This is a genomic window from Streptomyces sp. NPDC127595 (genome assembly GCF_042671685.1).
In the GTDB taxonomy this organism is placed as follows: Bacteria; Actinomycetota; Actinomycetes; order Streptomycetales; family Streptomycetaceae; genus Streptomyces.
Map to the genome: position 1 here is coordinate 1 of NZ_JBHXWK010000007.1, position 16,700 is coordinate 16,700.

The window sequence follows — 16,700 nt, forward strand, 5'->3', positions numbered from 1 at the left end:
GACGGGCTAAAGATTTTCAGCCCCTCCGGCGTTTGAGGAGCGGGGTCTGGGGCGGAGCCCCAGGAACAAGGGACGGGCAGGGGCGGAGGGGGCGAGAAACCAGACCCCCGCCACCCGCGCACCCCCATGCCACCATGCACGGCCCCCGCGCACCTTCCCTCCCCCGGTCGCGCGCCTAACCTCGATCCGAGATCCGAACTCGGGTATTCCAGAAGCCCGTTGGGGGCATGACGTCCCCACCCGGCAAGGCCGCCGCGCAACCTCGAGGAGGAGCACGTGCCAGAGCCCGCTCGCCCGGCGCAAGACGTGGACGTGGACGTGGTCATCGTGGGGGCCGGGGTCGCCGGCCTCGCCGCCGCCCAGCATCTGACCAGGGCGGGCCTGACGGCCACCGTCCTGGAGGCGGCCCACCACGTGGGGGGCCGCATGTCCACGGAGAAGATCGACGGCTTCCGGCTCGACCGCGCGGGCCGGCTCCTGTCCACGGCGTACCCCGAACTGCTCCGCACCCCGGGTCTGAACACCCTGACCCTGCGCCCGTTCTCCCCGGGCGTCCTGCTCCACAGCGACGGCCGGCACCATCGCGCGAGCCCTCCCGCCACCCCTCGGAGCGCGAGGGGCGCACTCACCGCCGCACGCGCCCTCGCGAGCGCCCCCCGTCTCCCCCGGCCGCGCCCCCAGAGCGGAACGCACCGGCCCGGGCCGCTCGGCGGGCCCCTCGACCAGACCCGTCTCACCACCGCGCTCGCCCGCCTCGCCGCCACCCCGCCGGCCCGTCTCCTCGCCCGCCCGGATCTCCCCGCCGCGCAGGCGCTGGCCGCCCGGGGCCTGCCACCCCGCACGGTCGACGGATTCCTGCGTCCGCTGCTGGCCGCGCTGCTCTGCGACCCGGAGCTGCGGACCTCCAGCCGCTGCGCCGACCTGGCGCTGCACTCCTTCGCGACGGGCCGCCTGTGTCTGCCGGAGGGCGGCGCGGACGCGCTCCCGGAGCTTCTCGCGGCCTCCCTCCCACCGGGCACGGTCCACACCGGCGTACAGGTCGGTACGGTCTCCACCACCAGCGTGACGACCCGGGACCACGGTGAACTCACCTGCCGGGCCGTCCTGTTGGCGACCGGAGCACGTGCCGCCGCCGAACTGCTGCCGGGGCTGCACGTGCCGGACTTCCACCCGGTGACGGTCGTGCACCACACCACGGACGAGCCCCCGCTCATGGAACCGGCCCTGCTGCTGGACGCGGACAGGAGCGGACCCGTGGCGCACACGGCGGTCATCAGCGAGGTGGACGCGACCCGCGCCCCGGCCGGACGGGCCCTCATCTCCTCGACCGTCCTCGGCACTCCGCCGGCCGCCGCCCACCTGGACGCCGCGGTCCGCGCCCAACTGGCCCGCCTCTACGGGACGTCGACCGCGCGCTGGGAGCTCCTCGCGGTCCACCACGACCCCGAGGCGGTCCCCGCGATGCCCCCGCCGCACGACCTTCGCCGCCCGGTACGGCTCCTCGCGGGGCTGTACGTCTGCGGGGACCACCGCGACACGAGCACGGTGCAGGGCGCCCTCCACTCGGCCCACCGGGCGGCCCACGCCGTACTCATGGACCTGGGCGCCCGGCCCGCCTTACAGGAGGAGCCCTTGGAGGCGGAGGCGGCCTGAGCCTCAGCCCAGCGCGGCCACCCGGTCCCGGTATCCGCGCACGGGAGCGGCGTCCCGGTACGGTTCGAGCCGCCGCTCGAAGTCCCGTACGTACTCGATGGCCCGGACGGACCGCATCTCCAGTGCCTGCCCGGCGGCCTCGGCCCCCAACTGGCAGGCCTGATCGAGCTCCCCGAGCCCGAGCCGTGCCGAGGCGAGGACCACCCGGCAGAACAGCCGGCTGCGCGCATAGCCGGGCGCCCGCAACTGGAGCGAGCGCTCGGCGTGCTGCGCGGCGGCCCGGTACTGCTGCAGGTCCCGGTGGCAGTGCCCGAACTCGTCGGCGAGCTGGGCCTCGTCGAAGAACCGTGCCCAGTAAGGGACTTCGTCGCCGGTGCGGGCCGCCTCAAGGGCCCGCTCGGCGCGGACCAGGGACGCCGTGCAGGGCCGCACCTCCCCCAGCACGCCATGTCCGCGCGCCTCCACGGAGTGCAGCATCGCCTGCACCACGGGCGGGGCCGCCGACCCGACGCCCTGCTGGGCCACCCGCGCGAGCTGTACGGCCTCCCGCCCGTGCCCCAGATAGACCGCCTGCCTGCTCATGGTCACCAGCACGTACGAGCCGTACGCCCGGTCGCCGGCCGCCTGGGAGAGGCGCAGCGCCTGGACGAAGTAGCGCTGGGCGAGTCCGTGCGCGGCGATGTCGTACGAGGTCCAGCCGGCGAGCCGGGTGAGGTCGGCGGTGGCGGCGAACAGGCGGCGCCCGGTCTGCTCACCGTATGCGCCGCGCAGCATCGGCTCGGCCTCGTGTTCCAGGTAGCGGACCAGCGCCTGGCGGGCGTGGCCGCCGCCGTAGGCGTGGTCGAGGGTGCGGAACAGCTCGCCCACCGAGCGCAGCGCCGCGATGTCGCCGCCGGTGACCTTCTGGCCGGGGCCGCGCTCCGTCTGGCCGCGCTGCCGGGGCACGGCCGGGCGGCCCTGCGCGGGTACGCGCCCGGGGCCGGGGTCGCCGCGGCTCACCCGGTCGTCGGCCTTCCCGATGAGCCAGTCCCGGCTGGGGACGACGAGTCCCGCCGGGGTGAAGGCGATCTTGCGCAGCTCCGCGTGGCTGCCGGAGTCCTTGCGCCACAGGCCGCTGACGATGTCGACGGCCTCTTCGGGGGACCCGGCGAACTCCAGCCCCGCGTACACGGGGGCGCAGGCGTCGAGCCCCATGTCCTGTGCGCCGAGCCGGCGGCCGAGGCGGCGGGTGAACACCTCGGCGATGAGCGCGGGCGTGGTCCCTCTCGGCTGCTGTCCGCGCAGCCATCGGGTGACCGATGTCTTGTCGTATCTCAGGTCCAGGCCGTGTTCGAGGCCGAGCTGGTCCACGCGACGGGCCAGACCTGCGTTGGAGAACCCCGCTTCTGCGATGAGCGCGGCGAGCTGTCGGTTGGGGGTGCGCTGCGCGGGTCGTTCCGTCATCTGCGGTGCGGTCTCCTGCCTTTCGGGCCTCCGAGCGGCCATTTGGTCGCCGAGGTGGCCCGGTTTGCCTGTGAGCAGCCCTTTTGGCCTCTTGAACGGCGCGAATGTAGCGGAGCGTAAGCATGTGGTCGCACAATTCGGCCTGCATTCATCCGATCGTGTGAGGATTGGCCGCTGGGCTGACGGGCATCGGCCGGACGTACAGTGGCGTGGGCGCGTTACATGCCTGACACAGGTACCTCGCGCCGTTCGCGTGGGTACCTCGCGTACTTCGCGTGCCTGACGGAGCTTTGAGGGAGGCGCTTGCCGTGAGTGAGTTGCGGTTCGTCCGTATGGGATTCGGTGCGGAGGCGGTCGAGTACCAGGAGGCCTGGGACGAGCAGCGCCGTGTGCATGCCGCCCGTTTCCTGGACGAGGTCCCCGACACCTGTCTGCTCCTGGAGCACCCGCCCGTCTACACGGCGGGCCGGCGCACGGCGGACAACGAGCGGCCGCTCGACGGCACCCCGGTCATCGACGTGGACCGCGGCGGCAAGATCACCTGGCACGGTCCTGGCCAGTTGGTGGGCTATCCGATCCAGAAGCTCCCCCGCCCGGTGGACGTCGTAGCACATGTACGACGTCTGGAAGAGGCTCTTATCCGTACGTGTGCGGAATTCGGCCTGGAGACCAGCCGCATCGAGGGCCGCAGTGGCGTCTGGGTCCTCGGTGACGCCAAGGACCCTGCCGAGCAGCGCCCGGCGCTCGGCGGGCTCTCCCTCGACTTCGACCCGCGGCTGACGGACGAGGAGTTCGACCCCCGGCTCAACGGTCCGGAGTACGCCCCCTCCAACGCCGGCCAGCGCCGCGAGGACCGCAAGATCGCGGCGATCGGCATCCGCGTCGCCAAGGGCGTCACCATGCACGGCTTCGCGCTGAACGTGAACCCGGACAACGTCTGGTTCGACCGGATCATCCCCTGCGGGATCCGCGACGCGGGTGTGGCCTCGCTCGCGGCCGAGCTGGGCCGCGACGTCACCATCGGCGAGGTTCTCCCGGTGGCCGAGCGGCACCTGAAGGACGTACTGGAGAACGCCGAGCTGCTGCCCCGGGAGATCGAGCGGGCGTCGGCATAGCCCCGGCGGGAATGGGCCCCTGTTCCCCAGGGTTGCCCGTCTCGTAGGGTGAAAACGAACGGGCGTAGGCTGGTGTACGCCGAAGAATCGAAGACTACGACCAGTAACAAACAGGGAGCCGATGTGTCCGCAGTCGCACCCGACGGACGCAAGATGCTGCGCCTGGAGGTCCGGAACGCCCAGACCCCCATCGAGCGCAAGCCCGAGTGGATCAAGACCCGGGCGAAAATGGGCCCCGAGTACACGAAGATGCAGGCCCTGGTGAAGAGCGAGGGTCTGCACACGGTCTGCCAGGAGGCGGGCTGCCCCAACATCTACGAGTGCTGGGAAGACCGCGAGGCCACCTTCCTCATCGGCGGTGACCAGTGCACCCGTCGCTGTGACTTCTGCCAGATCGACACGGGCAAGCCCGAGGCGCTGGACCGCGACGAGCCGCGCCGGGTGGGCGAGTCGGTCGTCACGATGGACCTGAACTACGCCACGATCACCGGCGTCGCCCGCGACGACCTGGAGGACGGCGGTGCCTGGCTGTACGCCGAGACGGTCCGCCAGATCCACGCCCAGACGTCGGGCCGCGAGGCCGGCCGCACCAAGGTCGAGCTGCTCGCTCCCGACTTCAACGCCGAGCCCGCCCAGCTCGCCGAGGTCTTCTCCTCGCGCCCCGAGGTCTTCGCGCACAACGTCGAGACGGTCCCCCGGATCTTCAAGCGCATCCGCCCCGGCTTCCGCTACGACCGCTCGCTGAAGGTCATCACGGAGGCCCGCGACTACGGTCTGGTCACCAAGTCGAACCTGATCCTCGGCATGGGCGAGACCCGCGAAGAGGTCAGTGAGGCGCTCCGGCAGCTGCACGAGGCGGGCTGCGAGCTCGTCACGATCACGCAGTACCTGCGCCCCTCCGTGCGCCACCACCCCGTCGAGCGCTGGGTCAAGCCGCACGAGTTCGTGGAGCTGAAGGAGGAGGCCGACCAGATCGGCTTCTCCGGTGTCATGTCGGGTCCGCTGGTCCGCTCCTCCTACCGGGCCGGCCGGCTGTACCAGATGGCCATCGAGAAGCGCGGCGCGTACGTCGCCTCGCAGGCGGTCTGAGCCGACGTAAGCATGTGGTCCGAACCGACGTAAGAAGGAAGACGGCAACGGAGCCCCGGCCCCGTACGGCCCAGTCGGCCGGACCTGTCGTAGATAGTGATCCGGCGAAAGCGGTGGCACTCAGTGCCACCGCTTTCGTGTGAATCGGCACACAAGCAACTCCCCCTCCACAATGGCGCGTTCGATGCGGCCGAGGTCTTCCCCGCAGATGGGGGCGCCGTCAGGGACGCGTCAGCGATCGGGGCCGGTGCATCAAGGTTTCATTGGTGTTTGACCGGTCGGTCACGCCCTGGTAACACCAATCAGTGACCCTGGTTTCAGACCCCGTACCGCACCCGCCAGAGCCGCCATCCCGAGGGGGGAACACCATCATGCAGGCCGCGCCCGTTCGCGCCACCGCGATTCCGTCGTTCACCGATGCACTCCGTGCCGTCGAGTCGATCCTCATGAGCGGCGGCCAGCGCACCGCCCGCCGCAACGCCTGGACCTCCGTCCTGGAGGACCGCCGCCGCGCCAAGGACAGGGTCGAGGCACAGCGCGTCCTGGAAGCCGTCGCGACGCGTTCGTAGCCTCCGCCCCGCGCTCCGCCGGCACCTCGTCGACGCTCCCCCGGTACTGCCGTCGTCGGCGCTTCCCGGGCCACGTAGACTTCCCGGCATGGCGAGGAAGGAAACCGCAGCGGACGCCGCTGCCGAACCCGGGCGACTCAAGCAGATCGCTCTGACTTACAAGATGACCCGCAAGGCCGACTCCAAGATCGGTCTTGTACTCGCGGCTGTCGGAATCGTCACCCTCGGTGTCTTCCTCGCGATCGGCTTCTTGATCGGCCACCCGATCTATCTCGGCATCTTCGGCCTCCTGCTCGCCTTCCTCGCGTCGGCGATCGTCTTCGGACGCAGGGCCGAGCGGGCCGCCTTCGGGCAGATGGAGGGCCAGCCGGGCGCAGCCGCGGCCGTGCTGGACAACATCGGCCGGGGCTGGACCACGACTCCGGCGGTGGCGATGAACCGCAGCCAGGACGTGGTGCACCGCGCGGTCGGCAAGGCCGGCATCGTGCTGGTCGCCGAGGGCAACCCGAACCGGGTGAAGAGCCTGCTGGCCGCCGAGAAGAAGAAGATGGCGCGGATCGTCTCCGACGTCCCGGTGCACGACATTCTCGTGGGCACCGGCGAGGGCCAGGTGGAACTCAAGAAGCTCCGTACGACGATGCTGAAGCTGCCGCGTGTCCTGGCGGGCCCGCAGGTCACCGCGACCAACGACCGGCTGCGTGCGATGGGCGACATCATGTCGAACCTTCCGCTTCCGAAGGGTCCGATGCCGAAGGGGATGCGGATGCCGCGAGGCAAGATGCGCTGAACCTCGTACTACTTGTTGCGATGCTCCCCGTCACTTTCGTGGCGGGGAGCATCTCTGTTTGGGGGGAGCATCTTCGTTGCGGGAGCGTGGCTGTTGTGGGGAGCGCCGCTGTTGCGGGGAGCGTGGCTGTTTCAGGCCAGGGTTCTGAATGCCCGGTCGTAGTAGACCATCGGGGATCCCTCGCCCAGGCGGACGCCTCTCACCAGACCTATCAGGACCGTGTGGTCCCCGGCGGGGTGGCGGGCGTGCGCGGCGCAGTCCAGTTCGGAGAGTGCCTGATCGACCGTCGGCAGCCCGTCGGGGCTGAGGCAGAGGCCGCCCGACGCGAACTTGTCGGTGCCCTTGGTGGCGAAGCGCATGGCGAGCGGGCGATGGACCGGGGCCAGCACGCTCACCGCGAAACGGTCACAGCATTCGAACGACGCCGCCGAGTCGGCCGAGTTCGCCAGACAGACGAGGATCATCGGCGGGTCCAGCGAGACCGAGCAGAAGGAACTGGCCGTGAATCCCCGGGGGGTGCCGTCCGCGCACCGGGTGGTCACCACGACCACGCCGGAGGGGAAGCGTGCCATCGCGGCCCTGAACTGCTCGGGGGCGACCTCGGCGGCCGCCACGTCCTGCCGCTCCGTCGTCGCGGCCGCACCGCCATCGATCTGCTGAACCATCGTCAACTCCCGGAGGACTGACAGGTGAGCGACTGGCCGTGGCCGCATTCATGGCGATTGTGGATGTCGGCCAAGGCAATGTGCGGCCACCGACCGTGTTCGAGATGTCACGCGTATCCAGGACGACTATGCCGTCGGCGTCCCGGGCCGGCAACCGGGCGAGTGGTCCCTCGCGGCGCTCGCGACCTGCGCCGGCGCGGCACCTCCCGCCGCCTCGCCCAGGGCGGGCGGCGTTCGAAAGGTGCCGCCGAACGGGTGACGCGAGGGGGCCCTGCCGGAACCTCGGTCAGCGCACCGGTTCCGTCCGCTCGTTGCCGGACAGCGCCCAGGCGCCGTAGGCCGCACCGGTGGTCTCGAAGGACAGCGCCACGTGGGAGGCCGCGCTGTTCACGTCCCTCCAGAAGCGTTGCACCGGGTCGGACGAGGACTGTCCCGAGGTCCCGCTCGCGCGGAAGACCCGGTCGACGGCCGAGACGAGCAGTTCCACCGCCAGCGCGAGGTCCCTGGCGCCGCGGACCGCGGCCTCGCCCTCCGGCGGACACTCGGTGCCGTCGGCCACCGCCGCCGTCCGCAGGATGAGGAGTTCGGCGGCGTCCACCTCGGCGGCCGAGCGGGCCAGGGAGACCTGCGCGGACGGCATCTCGCGGACGGCCCGTCCCCGGCGGTCCACACGCTGCCCGGTCCGCGCGATCCAGGCACGCAGCGCGCCCCGGGCGGCTCCGATCAGCGGGGCGGCGAACGGCAGGCTGTTCACGGCGTACATCGGGACGATGTGGCAGCGGGCGTCCGAGGCCGTCGCGCGGCCGGCGTGGACGGCCGACCGCGGCAGGGTCAGGTGCTCGGGCACGAAGACGTCGGAGAGGAGCAGGGTGTGGCTGCCGGTGCCGCGCATCCCCACGGTGAACCAGCTGTCCTCGATGGAGAAGTCGGCCCGCGGCACCGCGAAGAACCGCACCTCGGGGCGGTCGGCGGAGTCCTCGCCGTCCTTGGCCGGGACCGCCGCGCAGGCCAGCGCCCAGTCGGCGAAGTGCACCCCGCTGATGTACTTCCACTCACCGCTCAGCCGCCAGCCGCCGGCGACGGGCTCCGCCTTGCCGGAGGGCATCAGCGCACCGGCCAGGACCACGTCCGGCCCCTCCGCCCAGATCTCCGCCTGCCCCGCCTCGGGCAGGAACGCCGCGTACCGCCCGGCGTAGGCGGCCAGCGAGGCCGCCCAGGCCGCTGACGTACACCCCTCGCCGACCAGCGCCACCGCCGACGTCAGCTCGCCGAAACCGCCGGGCTCGCCGCCGTGGGCGGCCGGTACGAAGTGCCGCGCGAAGCCGGCGTCCAGCACCGCGCGGACCACCTGCGGGGAGAGCTGACGGGCGGTTTCCGCCTCGTCGCTGTACCGGGCCGCGATCTCTGCGACCTGCGGCGCTCGGGCCACGAGCGTCGAGCTGCTGTCGTGCGTCGGCCTGCTGTCGAGCGTCGACTCGTTGTCGTGCGTCGGCCTGCTGTCGTGCGACATGCTGTCCACCACCTTCACCGGGAGTGGACGCAGTGTCTCCGCCGGGGCTCGCCACCGAACGGACCCCGAGCCGGGCCGGGCGATCCGTCACCCGACCGGCGTCAGAAGTCGAGCGCGAGGTCGCGCTTGGCCGACGTCGGAAGTCGAGCGCGGGGTCGCACCTGGCCGGGTGCCACCGGGGTGGTGTCTAGCCGTCGAGCTCGGGTCTCTAGCCGCGGACCTCGATCGTGCGGGCCAGCCGGTCGTGCAGGCCGCGGCCGTCGCGGTCCCAGATGAGGGCGGGGAGGGCGAGGCACAGGAGCGTGGTGCGCAGGAGGGCGCGGAGGGGGTTGAGGCGGCCGCCGTCCTGGGGGACGACTCGCAGGCCGAACAGGCGCTTACCGGGGGTGCAGCCGACCGTACCGACGGTGAGGACGCCGAGGGCGAAGAAGATGAGCAGGGCCCAGTTGCCCGTCGTCTGGTTGTAGCCGTCAGTGAGCAGGCCGTATGCGATCAAGAGGCACAGGGCCCAGTCGACGGCCAGGGCGCCGAGGCGGCGGCCGGGGCGGGCGATCGAGCCGGGCCCCGTCTGCGGCAGTCCGAGCTGCTCACCGGGGTAGCCGAGGTCGACACCGGCTTCCCCCAGGGCCTCACGCGGTCCGGAGAGCCATGATCCGATTGCTTGCCTCTTGTCCACGCGTCCACGGTACTGTGCCCGTTTTGACATGTGGACGGGTGGGGTGCCGCGGACCCGGTCCGGTTAACTTGGGCGAAACAAATGGGTCACGCTTGAGAAATCCCCCGTCCCTATGGTCGGGTCCAGCGTGTGCCACCGCACTGGCCGCACGAACGAACTACCACCCCGGTCCACAGTGGGCGGGAGTAGGAGGAGCTGGATGTTCCAGAACGCCGACGAGGCCAAGAAGTTCATCAAGGACGAAGACGTCAAGTTCGTCGACGTCCGCTTCTGCGACCTGCCGGGTGTGATGCAGCACTTCACGATTCCGGCAGAGGCCTTCGACCCGACCGAGGAACTGGCCTTCGACGGCTCCTCCATCCGCGGCTTCCAGGCCATCCACGAGTCCGACATGGCGCTCCGCGCCGACCTGTCCACCGCGCGCGTCGACTCCTTCCGCCGCGACAAGACGGTCAACATCAACTTCTTCATCCACGACCCGATCACGGGCGAGCAGTACTCCCGTGACCCGCGCAACGTGGCGAAGAAGGCGGAGGCGTACCTCGCGTCGACCGGCGTCGCCGACACCGCGTACTTCGGCCCCGAGGCCGAGTTCTACGTCTTCGACAGCGTGCGCTTCGACACCAAGTCGAACGAGGCCTTCTACCACATCGACTCCGAGGCGGGCGCCTGGAACACCGGCGCCCTCGAGGACAACCGCGGTTACAAGGTCCGCTACAAGGGCGGCTACTTCCCGACCCCGCCGGTCGACCACTTCGCCGACCTGCGTGCCGAGATCTCCCTGGAGCTGGCCGCGTCCGGCCTCCAGGTCGAGCGCCAGCACCACGAGGTGGGCACTGCCGGCCAGGCCGAGATCAACTACAAGTTCAACACGCTGCTCGCCGCGGCCGACGACCTCCAGCTCTTCAAGTACATCGTGAAGAACGTCGCCTGGCGCAACGGCAAGACCGCGACCTTCATGCCGAAGCCGATCTTCGGTGACAACGGCTCGGGCATGCACATCCACTCCTCGCTGTGGGCCAACGGCGACCCGCTGTTCTACGACGAGGCGGGTTACGCGGGCCTCTCGGACACCGCCCGCTTCTACATCGGCGGCATCCTCAAGCACGCCCCGTCGCTGCTCGCCTTCACCAACCCGACGGTGAACTCCTACCACCGCCTGGTCCCCGGCTTCGAGGCCCCGGTCAACCTGGTGTACTCGCAGCGCAACCGCTCCGCGGCCATGCGTATCCCGATCACCGGCTCGAACCCGAAGGCCAAGCGCGTCGAGTTCCGCGCGCCCGACTCCTCCGGCAACCCGTACCTCGCCTTCTCGGCGCTGCTCCTCGCGGGCCTCGACGGCATCAAGAACAAGATCGAGCCGGCCGAGCCGATCGACAAGGACCTCTACGAGCTGGCTCCCGAGGAGCACGCGGGCGTCGCCCAGGTCCCGACCTCCCTCCCGGCCGTCCTGGACCGCCTCGAGGCCGACCACGAGTTCCTCCTCGCGGGCAACGTCTTCACGCCCGACCTGATCGAGACGTGGATCGACTACAAGCGCACCAACGAGATCGCCCCGCTGCAGCTGCGTCCGCACCCGCACGAGTTCGAGCTGTACTACGACGTGTAAGAACGTCGCACCAGCCGTACGACGTCGGCCGTGTCCTTCCCTCCGGGAAAGGCGCGGCCGATGTGCTGTTCGGTGGCGCATGGCGCCCGCGGCGGCCGGGAAGGACTATGGTCCCGTCGTCGTGGGGGGCAGCCAAGTTGAACTCGGACACGGTCACGGCCATAGCGGCGACGGCGATAGCGCTCGGCTCGCTCTGGATCAGCTACTCGCAGACCAAGGCCACGCGGTTGCACAACCGCCAGTCCGTCAGGCCCCTGCTTCAGATACAGCCGTTCAGCGAGGCCGAGCACAGCTGGTTCTGGGATCTGGTCACCCGACGGCTGCTGATCGAGATCACCTACGAGTCCCTGTACGGCGGCGAGAACTTCACGGCGATGCCGCCGCCGCCCTGACCGGCGGTCCCTGTGTCCACTCCCCATAAATAAGTGGCTCTTGACAGGGCAGGTCTTTGCCCGCTGTGGGGTGGATCGGGGCCTGTTATTGGGGGTGGGCGGGCGCACAATGGAAGTCGGGACGAGTGCCCGAGTGTGGGGTGATGCATGATGCAGAGCCGGTTCCAGAGCGATCGGCGGCTGACCGTCAGGATGACGGTCACGTTGTTTCTGCTCGGATTGCTGTACGTGGCCTTCATCGCCGGATTGATCGTGCTGATGAAGTCCTGGGTGCTGGTCGTGGTGATCGCGGCGGCATTCCTCGGGGCGCAGTACTGGTTCTCGGACCGGATCGCGCTGTTCGCGATGCGCGGGCGGATCGTGCAGCGGGAGGAGTACCCGCAGCTGCACGGGGTGGTCGACCGGCTGTGTGCCGTCGCCGACATGCCGAAGCCGCTCGTCGCCATCTCCGATATGGACATGCCCAACGCGTTCGCGACCGGGCGGAACCCCGATCACGCCGTGCTGTGTGTGACCACCGGGCTGCTGCGGCGGCTCGAACCCGACGAACTCGAAGGTGTGCTGGCGCACGAGCTGTCGCACGTGGCCCACAAGGACGTCGCGGTGATCACCATCGCCTCCTTCCTCGGCGTGATCGCCGGGCTGATCGTGCGGTTCGCCTTCTACTCGCAGCTCCTGGGCGGCGGGCGCAGGGACCAGAACACCGCGATGGTGTTCATGGCCGTCATGACGGTCTCCGCGGCCGTGTACGCGATCAGCTTCCTGCTCATCCGGGCACTGTCCCGGTACCGCGAGCTGGCCGCCGACCGGGCCGCGGCCCAGCTCACCGGACGGCCCTCGGCGCTGGCGTCCGCGCTGACCAAGGTCACCGGGGACATCGCGAAGATCCCGACCAAGGACCTGCGTACGGCCCAGGCGTTCAACGCCTTCTACTTCACCCCCGCCCTCGGCGCCGAACCGGGCGTGGCGAAGTACTTCTCCACCCACCCGAGCCTGGAGCAGCGGCTCGAACAACTGGCACGCATCTCGGCCGAGTTGGGCGAGCCGGCGACCCCCGGGAAGGCCGGCTGAGCATGGGGCTCCTGGACATCCTGCTCGGGCGCAGCAGACCCGTCGCGCCCGACCTCGACCAGCTCTTCGCCCTGCCGTCGGCCGCCATCACCTTGCAGGCGGCCGCCGGCTTCACCCCGACGGGGACGGGCGCGGTGTGCTTCGCGACCGTCGAGGGCGGGGCGTTCGCCGAGGCGCGTCAGGAGGTCCAGGCGCTGCTGGACGCGGACGCGGAGAGGGACAGTTCCCCGGTGGAGATCAGCCGGGACGAGTACGGGTACTCGTGGCTGGTCTCGCGGCGGGACCCCGACGACCTGCCGGCGCTGGTGAGTGATCTGCACGCGGTGAACACCGCGCTGGAGGGCAGCGGCTTCGGGCCGCAACTGCTCTGCTCGGTGGCGGGCTTCCAGGACAGCGAGCAGCGGCGGCTCGGGCTCGTCTATCTCTACAAGCGCGGCACGTTCTACCCCTTCGCGCCGCTGGCCGGTACGGAGCAGCAGCGCGACAACTCACTGGAACTGCAGATCAAGGCCGCGCTCACCGACGATCTGCGGATCGAGCAGGACCTGAGCCGCTGGTTCCCGATCTGGGGCGCCCCGGGCCTGTGACCCGGGGCGCGACTGTCTACTTCTTGCGCTCCTGGCGCCGCGCCTCCAGCGGACGTTCGCGGCGGTAACGGCGCTCCCACTTGGCCTGACGGTCACGGCGGGCGCGGTACGCGCGGTAGGTGGAGTCCGCGCGGCCCCCGGCTCCGGACGCGCCCGACGAGGCGGCTCCCGGCGCCGAACCCGGCGCGGACGTCGCCGATGAACCGTCGCTTGTACGGCCGTAGCGGACGTACAGAAAGAGCAGGGCGACCGCCGCGAGCCAGAGAACGTGGTTGGAGAAGCCCATGACGACCAGGATCGCGGTCGCTGAAATGATCAAGGTTCCCATGACGGGACTCCTTGCGTGCGTGGGTGACTGGATCTTGATGGAGTGAAGGTGTTTCCGGATGAAACGACGGGGCGCTGGGGGAGGCTGCCGTCCGTCGGTGCGTAGAGAGTAGCCCTGAGTCCGCCCACTGATGCCTGTCCGGAGGAAAGCGGTGCTCGGCTCCTCCGGAACGCCTCTCCAGCGTAGGGAAGCGGCCTGTCGGGGCGCATCTGCATTTCCGTGGACATATCCCTCACCTGCGCCTACTCATATGGGGGCATGAGTAAATGAGGGGTGCTCTTCCCATTTACATACGACCATGACGGTGAACGACTGAGCTGCGTCAGCGCATCGGGCGGTGACGGCGAATCAGCCGGCGGTGCTGGAGACGGCGGTGGTACGACAGCCACCGTCGTTCTGCTGCACGGCGCGGGCCTCGGCAGCAAGGAACGGCTGCTCCCTCTGTTGGAGGAGTTCGTCGCACGCGGCTGCCGAGGCCTCGCGCTCGACTTCTCCGGGCATGGCGAAAGCTCGGGCGCGCTGGGCGAGTTGAGCCTCAAGAAGCGCTTCGAGCAGGCCGTCGCCGTCATCGACGCGACCCTGCCTGCGGACACTCCGCTGATCCTCGTCGGGTTCAGCATGAGCGGCCAGACGGTGGCCGACCTCGCTGGGCACTACGGGGAGCGAGCGGTGGCGCTGGGCCTGTGCGCGCCCGCCGTGTACGGCGCCGAGGCGTGGCCGGTCCCGTTCGGGAACGGCGACAGCCGCTTCAGCGAGATCATCCGTACGCCGGACAGCTGGCGTCAGGCCCCCGCGCTCGGCGTCCTGCGGGCGTACGCCGGGCGCGCGGTGCTCGCCGTGCCGGGCACGGACACCGTGATCCCGCCCGCCGTGACCGAGGCCGTGACGGAAGCGCTCACCACCCGCTCCCGCTTCAGCCGGCTCGAACTGCCCGGCGCTGAGCACATGTTGGGCCTGTGGTTCCGCGACCATGCCGAGGACCGGCGGCGGTTCGTGGACGCCGTTCTCACCGGGCTCGGAGAGTAGGGGCGGCCGCATCGGGCGCGGCGCATGGGGGCGACGGTCCGGCGTCGAGTCCGGGCCGGCGGGCTCACACTCCCTGCGTCGCCGTGACCACCCCGGCCGTCACGGCGGCGCCCAGTGCCGCGTGGTCGACGGTGTTCTGGTCGGCGTAGCGCAGCGCGAAGTCCGCGACGGCGCGGTCGAAGGTGTCGGCGCCGCCCAGGTAGGCGGCGATCGCGATGCGGTCGCCGGAGCGGGCGTGGGCGCGGGCCAGGGCGGTGCCACACAGGCGGGCGTAGGCGACCAGTTCGTCGGGGGCCATCCCGGCGACATCCGCTGAGCCCTTCATGTCGCGCAGTTGACGCCAGTAGAAGGCGCGTCCCTGCGGCCCGGTCATCCAGCCCAGGAAGATGTCGCTCGCCGCCTGCAGCAGGCGCTGCCCCGCGACGACCCGGTGCCCTGGATGGACGTACGGGCCGTTGGGCAGATGCTCTTCGAGTACGGACCTGCCGGCCTCCTTGATCTGGAGGAACAGCGGGTCGTCCGCGTCGCGCCCGGCCAGCAGCACGATGAAACAGCGGGTGCCGACGCTGCCGACGCCGACGACCTTGCGGGCGGCGTCGACGAAGCGGTAGCGGTCCAGGAGGAGGCGGCGTTCCTCGGAGAGCGTGGAGCGGTAGTCGCTGAAGATCTTGCGGAGCGACGCCATGTCGGAGACTCCGGCGGATTCGAGCAGGGGCGGGTCCTGGACGATGCGGCGGCGTCCGCCGACGGTCTCGGTGAGCTTGCCGAGCGCGTGCAGGCTGGTGCGCCGGCGGGCCCGGGTGAGGCTCGACTCGACCTGCTTGCGGTGGCGGGCGGAGCGGACCAGCGGGAGCAGTTGTTCGGCGTCGATGCGCTCGTACCAGACGGCCAGTTCGCCCTTCCCGGCGAGCCGCCGGATGCTCTCCCGGTACTCGCCCACCGCAGCCTGGGCCGCGCCGCGGGCCTGCGTCTCGGCGTGCCCGTTCTCGCGGGCCGCCACCGCGACGCTGGCCGCGAGCCGTTTGACGTCCCACTCGAAGGGGCCCGGGTGCGTCTCGTCGAAGTCGTTCAGGTCGAAGAGCAGGGTGCGTTCCGGGGAGGCATACAGGCCGAAGTTGAGAAGGTGCGCGTCGCCGCAGAGCTGGACGGTGAGCCCGGTGTGCGGCTGGGCCGCCAGATCGGTGGCCATGACGGCGGCGGCGCCGCGCAGGAAGGCGAACGGTGACGCGGTCATCCGCCCGTACCGGATCGGCAGCAGTTCCTGGAGGCGGCTCCTGCCCTGCCGTTCCAGTACGGCGACGGGGTCGGGCCGGCCGACACCGGGGATCCAGCCTGCGTGCTCGGAGCGGGAGACGCGTCTGCGGGCCGCTCTGCCCTGCGCGGCGCGGTCCGCCGCGGTGGCCGCGGCGCCGGTCGGGGCCATGGTCGTCAGTTCCGCACGGCTCTGGCCACTTCGGCGGTGACCTCGCCGGAGAGTGTGCGGTTGCTGCGGGCGGTGGCGTCCTTGGCGGCGCCCGCGGCGACGTCGTCGACCGTCACGACGGCCGTGTCGAGGAGGTTGCCGCTCTGGTCGCGGAAGTCGATCTGGACGGCGTACGACTTCGACGCGGAGGTGGAGTTGGTGACGGTCACCTTGGCGGTGGAGCGGCCGTCGGAGTCGGTGCTCACGTCGCTCGCCTTGACGTCGCCCTTGGCGTTCACGCCGTTCTTGAACTCGTCGAACTGCCGGCCTGCCTCGGCGGTGGCGGAGGCGAGGGCGTTGCCCGCCTCGGAGGCGAGGGAGGACGCGGCGGAGGCGGCCTGGGAGACGGCGGCGGAGGGGGTGGTGTCGTCCGAGCAGCCGGTGAGGGGGGCGGCGAGGGCCGCCGTGGCGGCTGCGCCCAGGATCAGGGCCCGTGGGCCGTGCCTCTTCATGCCGTCTCCCGACGTCTCGGTCTCTCGCTGGCTCTTGCTGGCTCTCGCTGGTTCTCGCCGGCTCTTGGTGGCTCTCGTCCGGTTCTGCTCCTCGCGGTTGCCTCAGTCAAGGCGGGGAGCGGGGGGTGCGCATGCCGGGGACGGCGATCGGGTGAGGTGGGGGTGGTGCGGGGCGGGGCGGGGAGTTTTTCGCCCCCTCCGCCCCCTGCCCGGTCCGTCCCCGGCTATCCGGACTGTTCCGAGCTGTCCTCCCGGGGGACCGGCTG

16 protein-coding genes and 1 pseudogene are annotated in these 16,700 nt (G+C 70.8%); 10 read left to right on the plus strand and 7 right to left on the minus strand.

Going from position 1 to position 16,700, the window contains the following annotated elements; translation table 11 throughout:
- Window positions 1-276: 276 nt before the first annotated feature.
- Window positions 277-1,653, plus strand: a complete 1,377-nt coding sequence (locus ACFVKT_RS22705; RefSeq protein WP_385734251.1) for an NAD(P)/FAD-dependent oxidoreductase — start codon at window positions 277-279, stop codon at window positions 1,651-1,653.
- A 3-nt stretch (window positions 1,654-1,656) separates the two neighbouring features.
- On the opposite strand, the gene ACFVKT_RS22710 is transcribed toward ACFVKT_RS22705, so the two are convergent.
- Window positions 1,657-3,096, minus strand: coding sequence for a regulator (locus ACFVKT_RS22710; protein WP_385734253.1), 1,440 nt, complete (start codon window positions 3,094-3,096; stop codon window positions 1,657-1,659).
- Window positions 3,097-3,404: 308 nt separating this feature from the next.
- Here ACFVKT_RS22710 and lipB point away from each other — a divergent pair, with 308 nt between their 5' ends.
- The 4 genes from lipB to ACFVKT_RS22730 all read left to right on the plus strand — a co-directional run bounded on the left by lipB (window position 3,405) and on the right by ACFVKT_RS22730 (window position 6,656).
- Window positions 3,405-4,211 carry a lipoyl(octanoyl) transferase LipB gene (lipB, locus tag ACFVKT_RS22715; RefSeq protein WP_385734255.1) on the plus strand — a complete coding sequence of 269 codons (807 nt, stop codon included), beginning with the start codon at window positions 3,405-3,407 and terminating at the stop codon, window positions 4,209-4,211.
- Between the two features lie 123 nt (window positions 4,212-4,334).
- Window positions 4,335-5,300: a lipoyl synthase gene (lipA, locus tag ACFVKT_RS22720; RefSeq protein ID WP_365444519.1), complete on the plus strand. Its 966-nt coding sequence runs from the start codon at window positions 4,335-4,337 to the stop codon at window positions 5,298-5,300.
- Window positions 5,301-5,671: 371 nt separating this feature from the next.
- A complete protein-coding gene (locus ACFVKT_RS22725) occupies window positions 5,672-5,869 on the plus strand; it encodes a hypothetical protein (RefSeq protein WP_384384971.1) in 198 nt (65 codons plus the stop codon).
- A gap of 88 nt (window positions 5,870-5,957) precedes the next feature.
- Entirely contained in the window at window positions 5,958-6,656 is a 699-nt protein-coding gene (locus ACFVKT_RS22730) for a DUF4191 domain-containing protein (protein ID WP_385734257.1), read from the plus strand.
- Between the two features lie 131 nt (window positions 6,657-6,787).
- On the opposite strand, the gene ACFVKT_RS22735 is transcribed toward ACFVKT_RS22730, so the two are convergent.
- The 3 genes from ACFVKT_RS22735 to ACFVKT_RS22745 all read right to left on the minus strand — a co-directional run bounded on the left by ACFVKT_RS22735 (window position 6,788) and on the right by ACFVKT_RS22745 (window position 9,507).
- The gene (locus tag ACFVKT_RS22735) at window positions 6,788-7,321 is read right to left on the minus strand and encodes a flavin reductase family protein (RefSeq protein WP_385734259.1); all 534 of its coding nucleotides are present in this window, start codon (window positions 7,319-7,321) and stop codon (window positions 6,788-6,790) included.
- Window positions 7,322-7,607: 286 nt separating this feature from the next.
- On the minus strand, window positions 7,608-8,831 hold the full coding sequence (locus ACFVKT_RS22740; protein ID WP_385734261.1) for an acyl-CoA dehydrogenase family protein: 1,224 nt from the start codon (window positions 8,829-8,831) through the stop codon (window positions 7,608-7,610).
- A gap of 208 nt (window positions 8,832-9,039) precedes the next feature.
- Entirely contained in the window at window positions 9,040-9,507 is a 468-nt protein-coding gene (locus ACFVKT_RS22745) for an RDD family protein (RefSeq protein WP_385734263.1), read from the minus strand.
- A gap of 199 nt (window positions 9,508-9,706) precedes the next feature.
- Here ACFVKT_RS22745 and glnA point away from each other — a divergent pair, with 199 nt between their 5' ends.
- The 4 genes from glnA to ACFVKT_RS22765 all read left to right on the plus strand — a co-directional run bounded on the left by glnA (window position 9,707) and on the right by ACFVKT_RS22765 (window position 13,166).
- Window positions 9,707-11,116 carry a type I glutamate--ammonia ligase gene (glnA, locus tag ACFVKT_RS22750; RefSeq protein WP_385734265.1) on the plus strand — a complete coding sequence of 470 codons (1,410 nt, stop codon included), beginning with the start codon at window positions 9,707-9,709 and terminating at the stop codon, window positions 11,114-11,116.
- Between the two features lie 137 nt (window positions 11,117-11,253).
- On the plus strand, window positions 11,254-11,508 hold the full coding sequence (locus ACFVKT_RS22755) for a hypothetical protein (RefSeq protein WP_385734267.1): 255 nt from the start codon (window positions 11,254-11,256) through the stop codon (window positions 11,506-11,508).
- A gap of 150 nt (window positions 11,509-11,658) precedes the next feature.
- Window positions 11,659-12,579: a zinc metalloprotease HtpX gene (gene htpX / locus ACFVKT_RS22760; protein WP_385735000.1), complete on the plus strand. Its 921-nt coding sequence runs from the start codon at window positions 11,659-11,661 to the stop codon at window positions 12,577-12,579.
- Window positions 12,580-12,581: 2 nt separating this feature from the next.
- The gene (locus ACFVKT_RS22765; protein WP_385734268.1) at window positions 12,582-13,166 is read left to right on the plus strand and encodes a hypothetical protein; all 585 of its coding nucleotides are present in this window, start codon (window positions 12,582-12,584) and stop codon (window positions 13,164-13,166) included.
- A 16-nt stretch (window positions 13,167-13,182) separates the two neighbouring features.
- On the opposite strand, the gene ACFVKT_RS22770 is transcribed toward ACFVKT_RS22765, so the two are convergent.
- Complete coding sequence (locus ACFVKT_RS22770; protein ID WP_385734270.1) at window positions 13,183-13,494, minus strand: hypothetical protein; 312 nt, start codon at window positions 13,492-13,494, stop codon at window positions 13,183-13,185.
- Window positions 13,495-13,767: 273 nt separating this feature from the next.
- On the opposite strand from ACFVKT_RS22770, the pseudogene ACFVKT_RS22775 reads away from it, so the two are divergent.
- Window positions 13,768-14,517 (plus strand): annotated as a pseudogene (locus ACFVKT_RS22775) (alpha/beta hydrolase); the annotation flags it as partial.
- 67 nt (window positions 14,518-14,584) lie between these two features.
- On the opposite strand, the gene ACFVKT_RS22780 reads toward ACFVKT_RS22775, so the two are convergent.
- Together ACFVKT_RS22780 and ACFVKT_RS22785 are read right to left on the minus strand one after the other, a co-directional pair.
- Entirely contained in the window at window positions 14,585-15,943 is a 1,359-nt protein-coding gene (locus ACFVKT_RS22780) for a DUF2252 domain-containing protein (protein WP_385734272.1), read from the minus strand.
- 5 nt (window positions 15,944-15,948) lie between these two features.
- Window positions 15,949-16,434, minus strand: a complete 486-nt coding sequence (locus tag ACFVKT_RS22785; RefSeq protein WP_385734274.1) for a hypothetical protein — start codon at window positions 16,432-16,434, stop codon at window positions 15,949-15,951.
- Between the last annotated feature and the right edge of the window lie 266 nt (window positions 16,435-16,700).

Bases quoted from the DNA above. Each gene is read 5' to 3' on its own strand.
- htpX (WP_385735000.1), top strand. From the start codon at position 11,659: ATGCAGAGCCGGTTCCAGAGCGATCGGCGGCTGACCGTCAGGATGACG.
- ACFVKT_RS22725 (WP_384384971.1), top strand. From the start codon at position 5,672: ATGCAGGCCGCGCCCGTTCGCGCCACCGCGATTCCGTCGTTCACCGAT.
- ACFVKT_RS22710 (WP_385734253.1), bottom strand. From the start codon at position 3,096: ATGACGGAACGACCCGCGCAGCGCACCCCCAACCGACAGCTCGCCGCG.
- ACFVKT_RS22740 (WP_385734261.1), bottom strand. From the start codon at position 8,831: ATGTCGCACGACAGCAGGCCGACGCACGACAACGAGTCGACGCTCGAC.
- ACFVKT_RS22780 (WP_385734272.1), bottom strand. From the start codon at position 15,943: ATGGCCCCGACCGGCGCCGCGGCCACCGCGGCGGACCGCGCCGCGCAG.
- glnA (WP_385734265.1), top strand. From the start codon at position 9,707: ATGTTCCAGAACGCCGACGAGGCCAAGAAGTTCATCAAGGACGAAGAC.
- ACFVKT_RS22785 (WP_385734274.1), bottom strand. From the start codon at position 16,434: ATGAAGAGGCACGGCCCACGGGCCCTGATCCTGGGCGCAGCCGCCACG.
- ACFVKT_RS22770 (WP_385734270.1), bottom strand. From the start codon at position 13,494: ATGGGAACCTTGATCATTTCAGCGACCGCGATCCTGGTCGTCATGGGC.
- ACFVKT_RS22735 (WP_385734259.1), bottom strand. From the start codon at position 7,321: ATGGTTCAGCAGATCGATGGCGGTGCGGCCGCGACGACGGAGCGGCAG.
- ACFVKT_RS22765 (WP_385734268.1), top strand. From the start codon at position 12,582: ATGGGGCTCCTGGACATCCTGCTCGGGCGCAGCAGACCCGTCGCGCCC.
- ACFVKT_RS22730 (WP_385734257.1), top strand. From the start codon at position 5,958: ATGGCGAGGAAGGAAACCGCAGCGGACGCCGCTGCCGAACCCGGGCGA.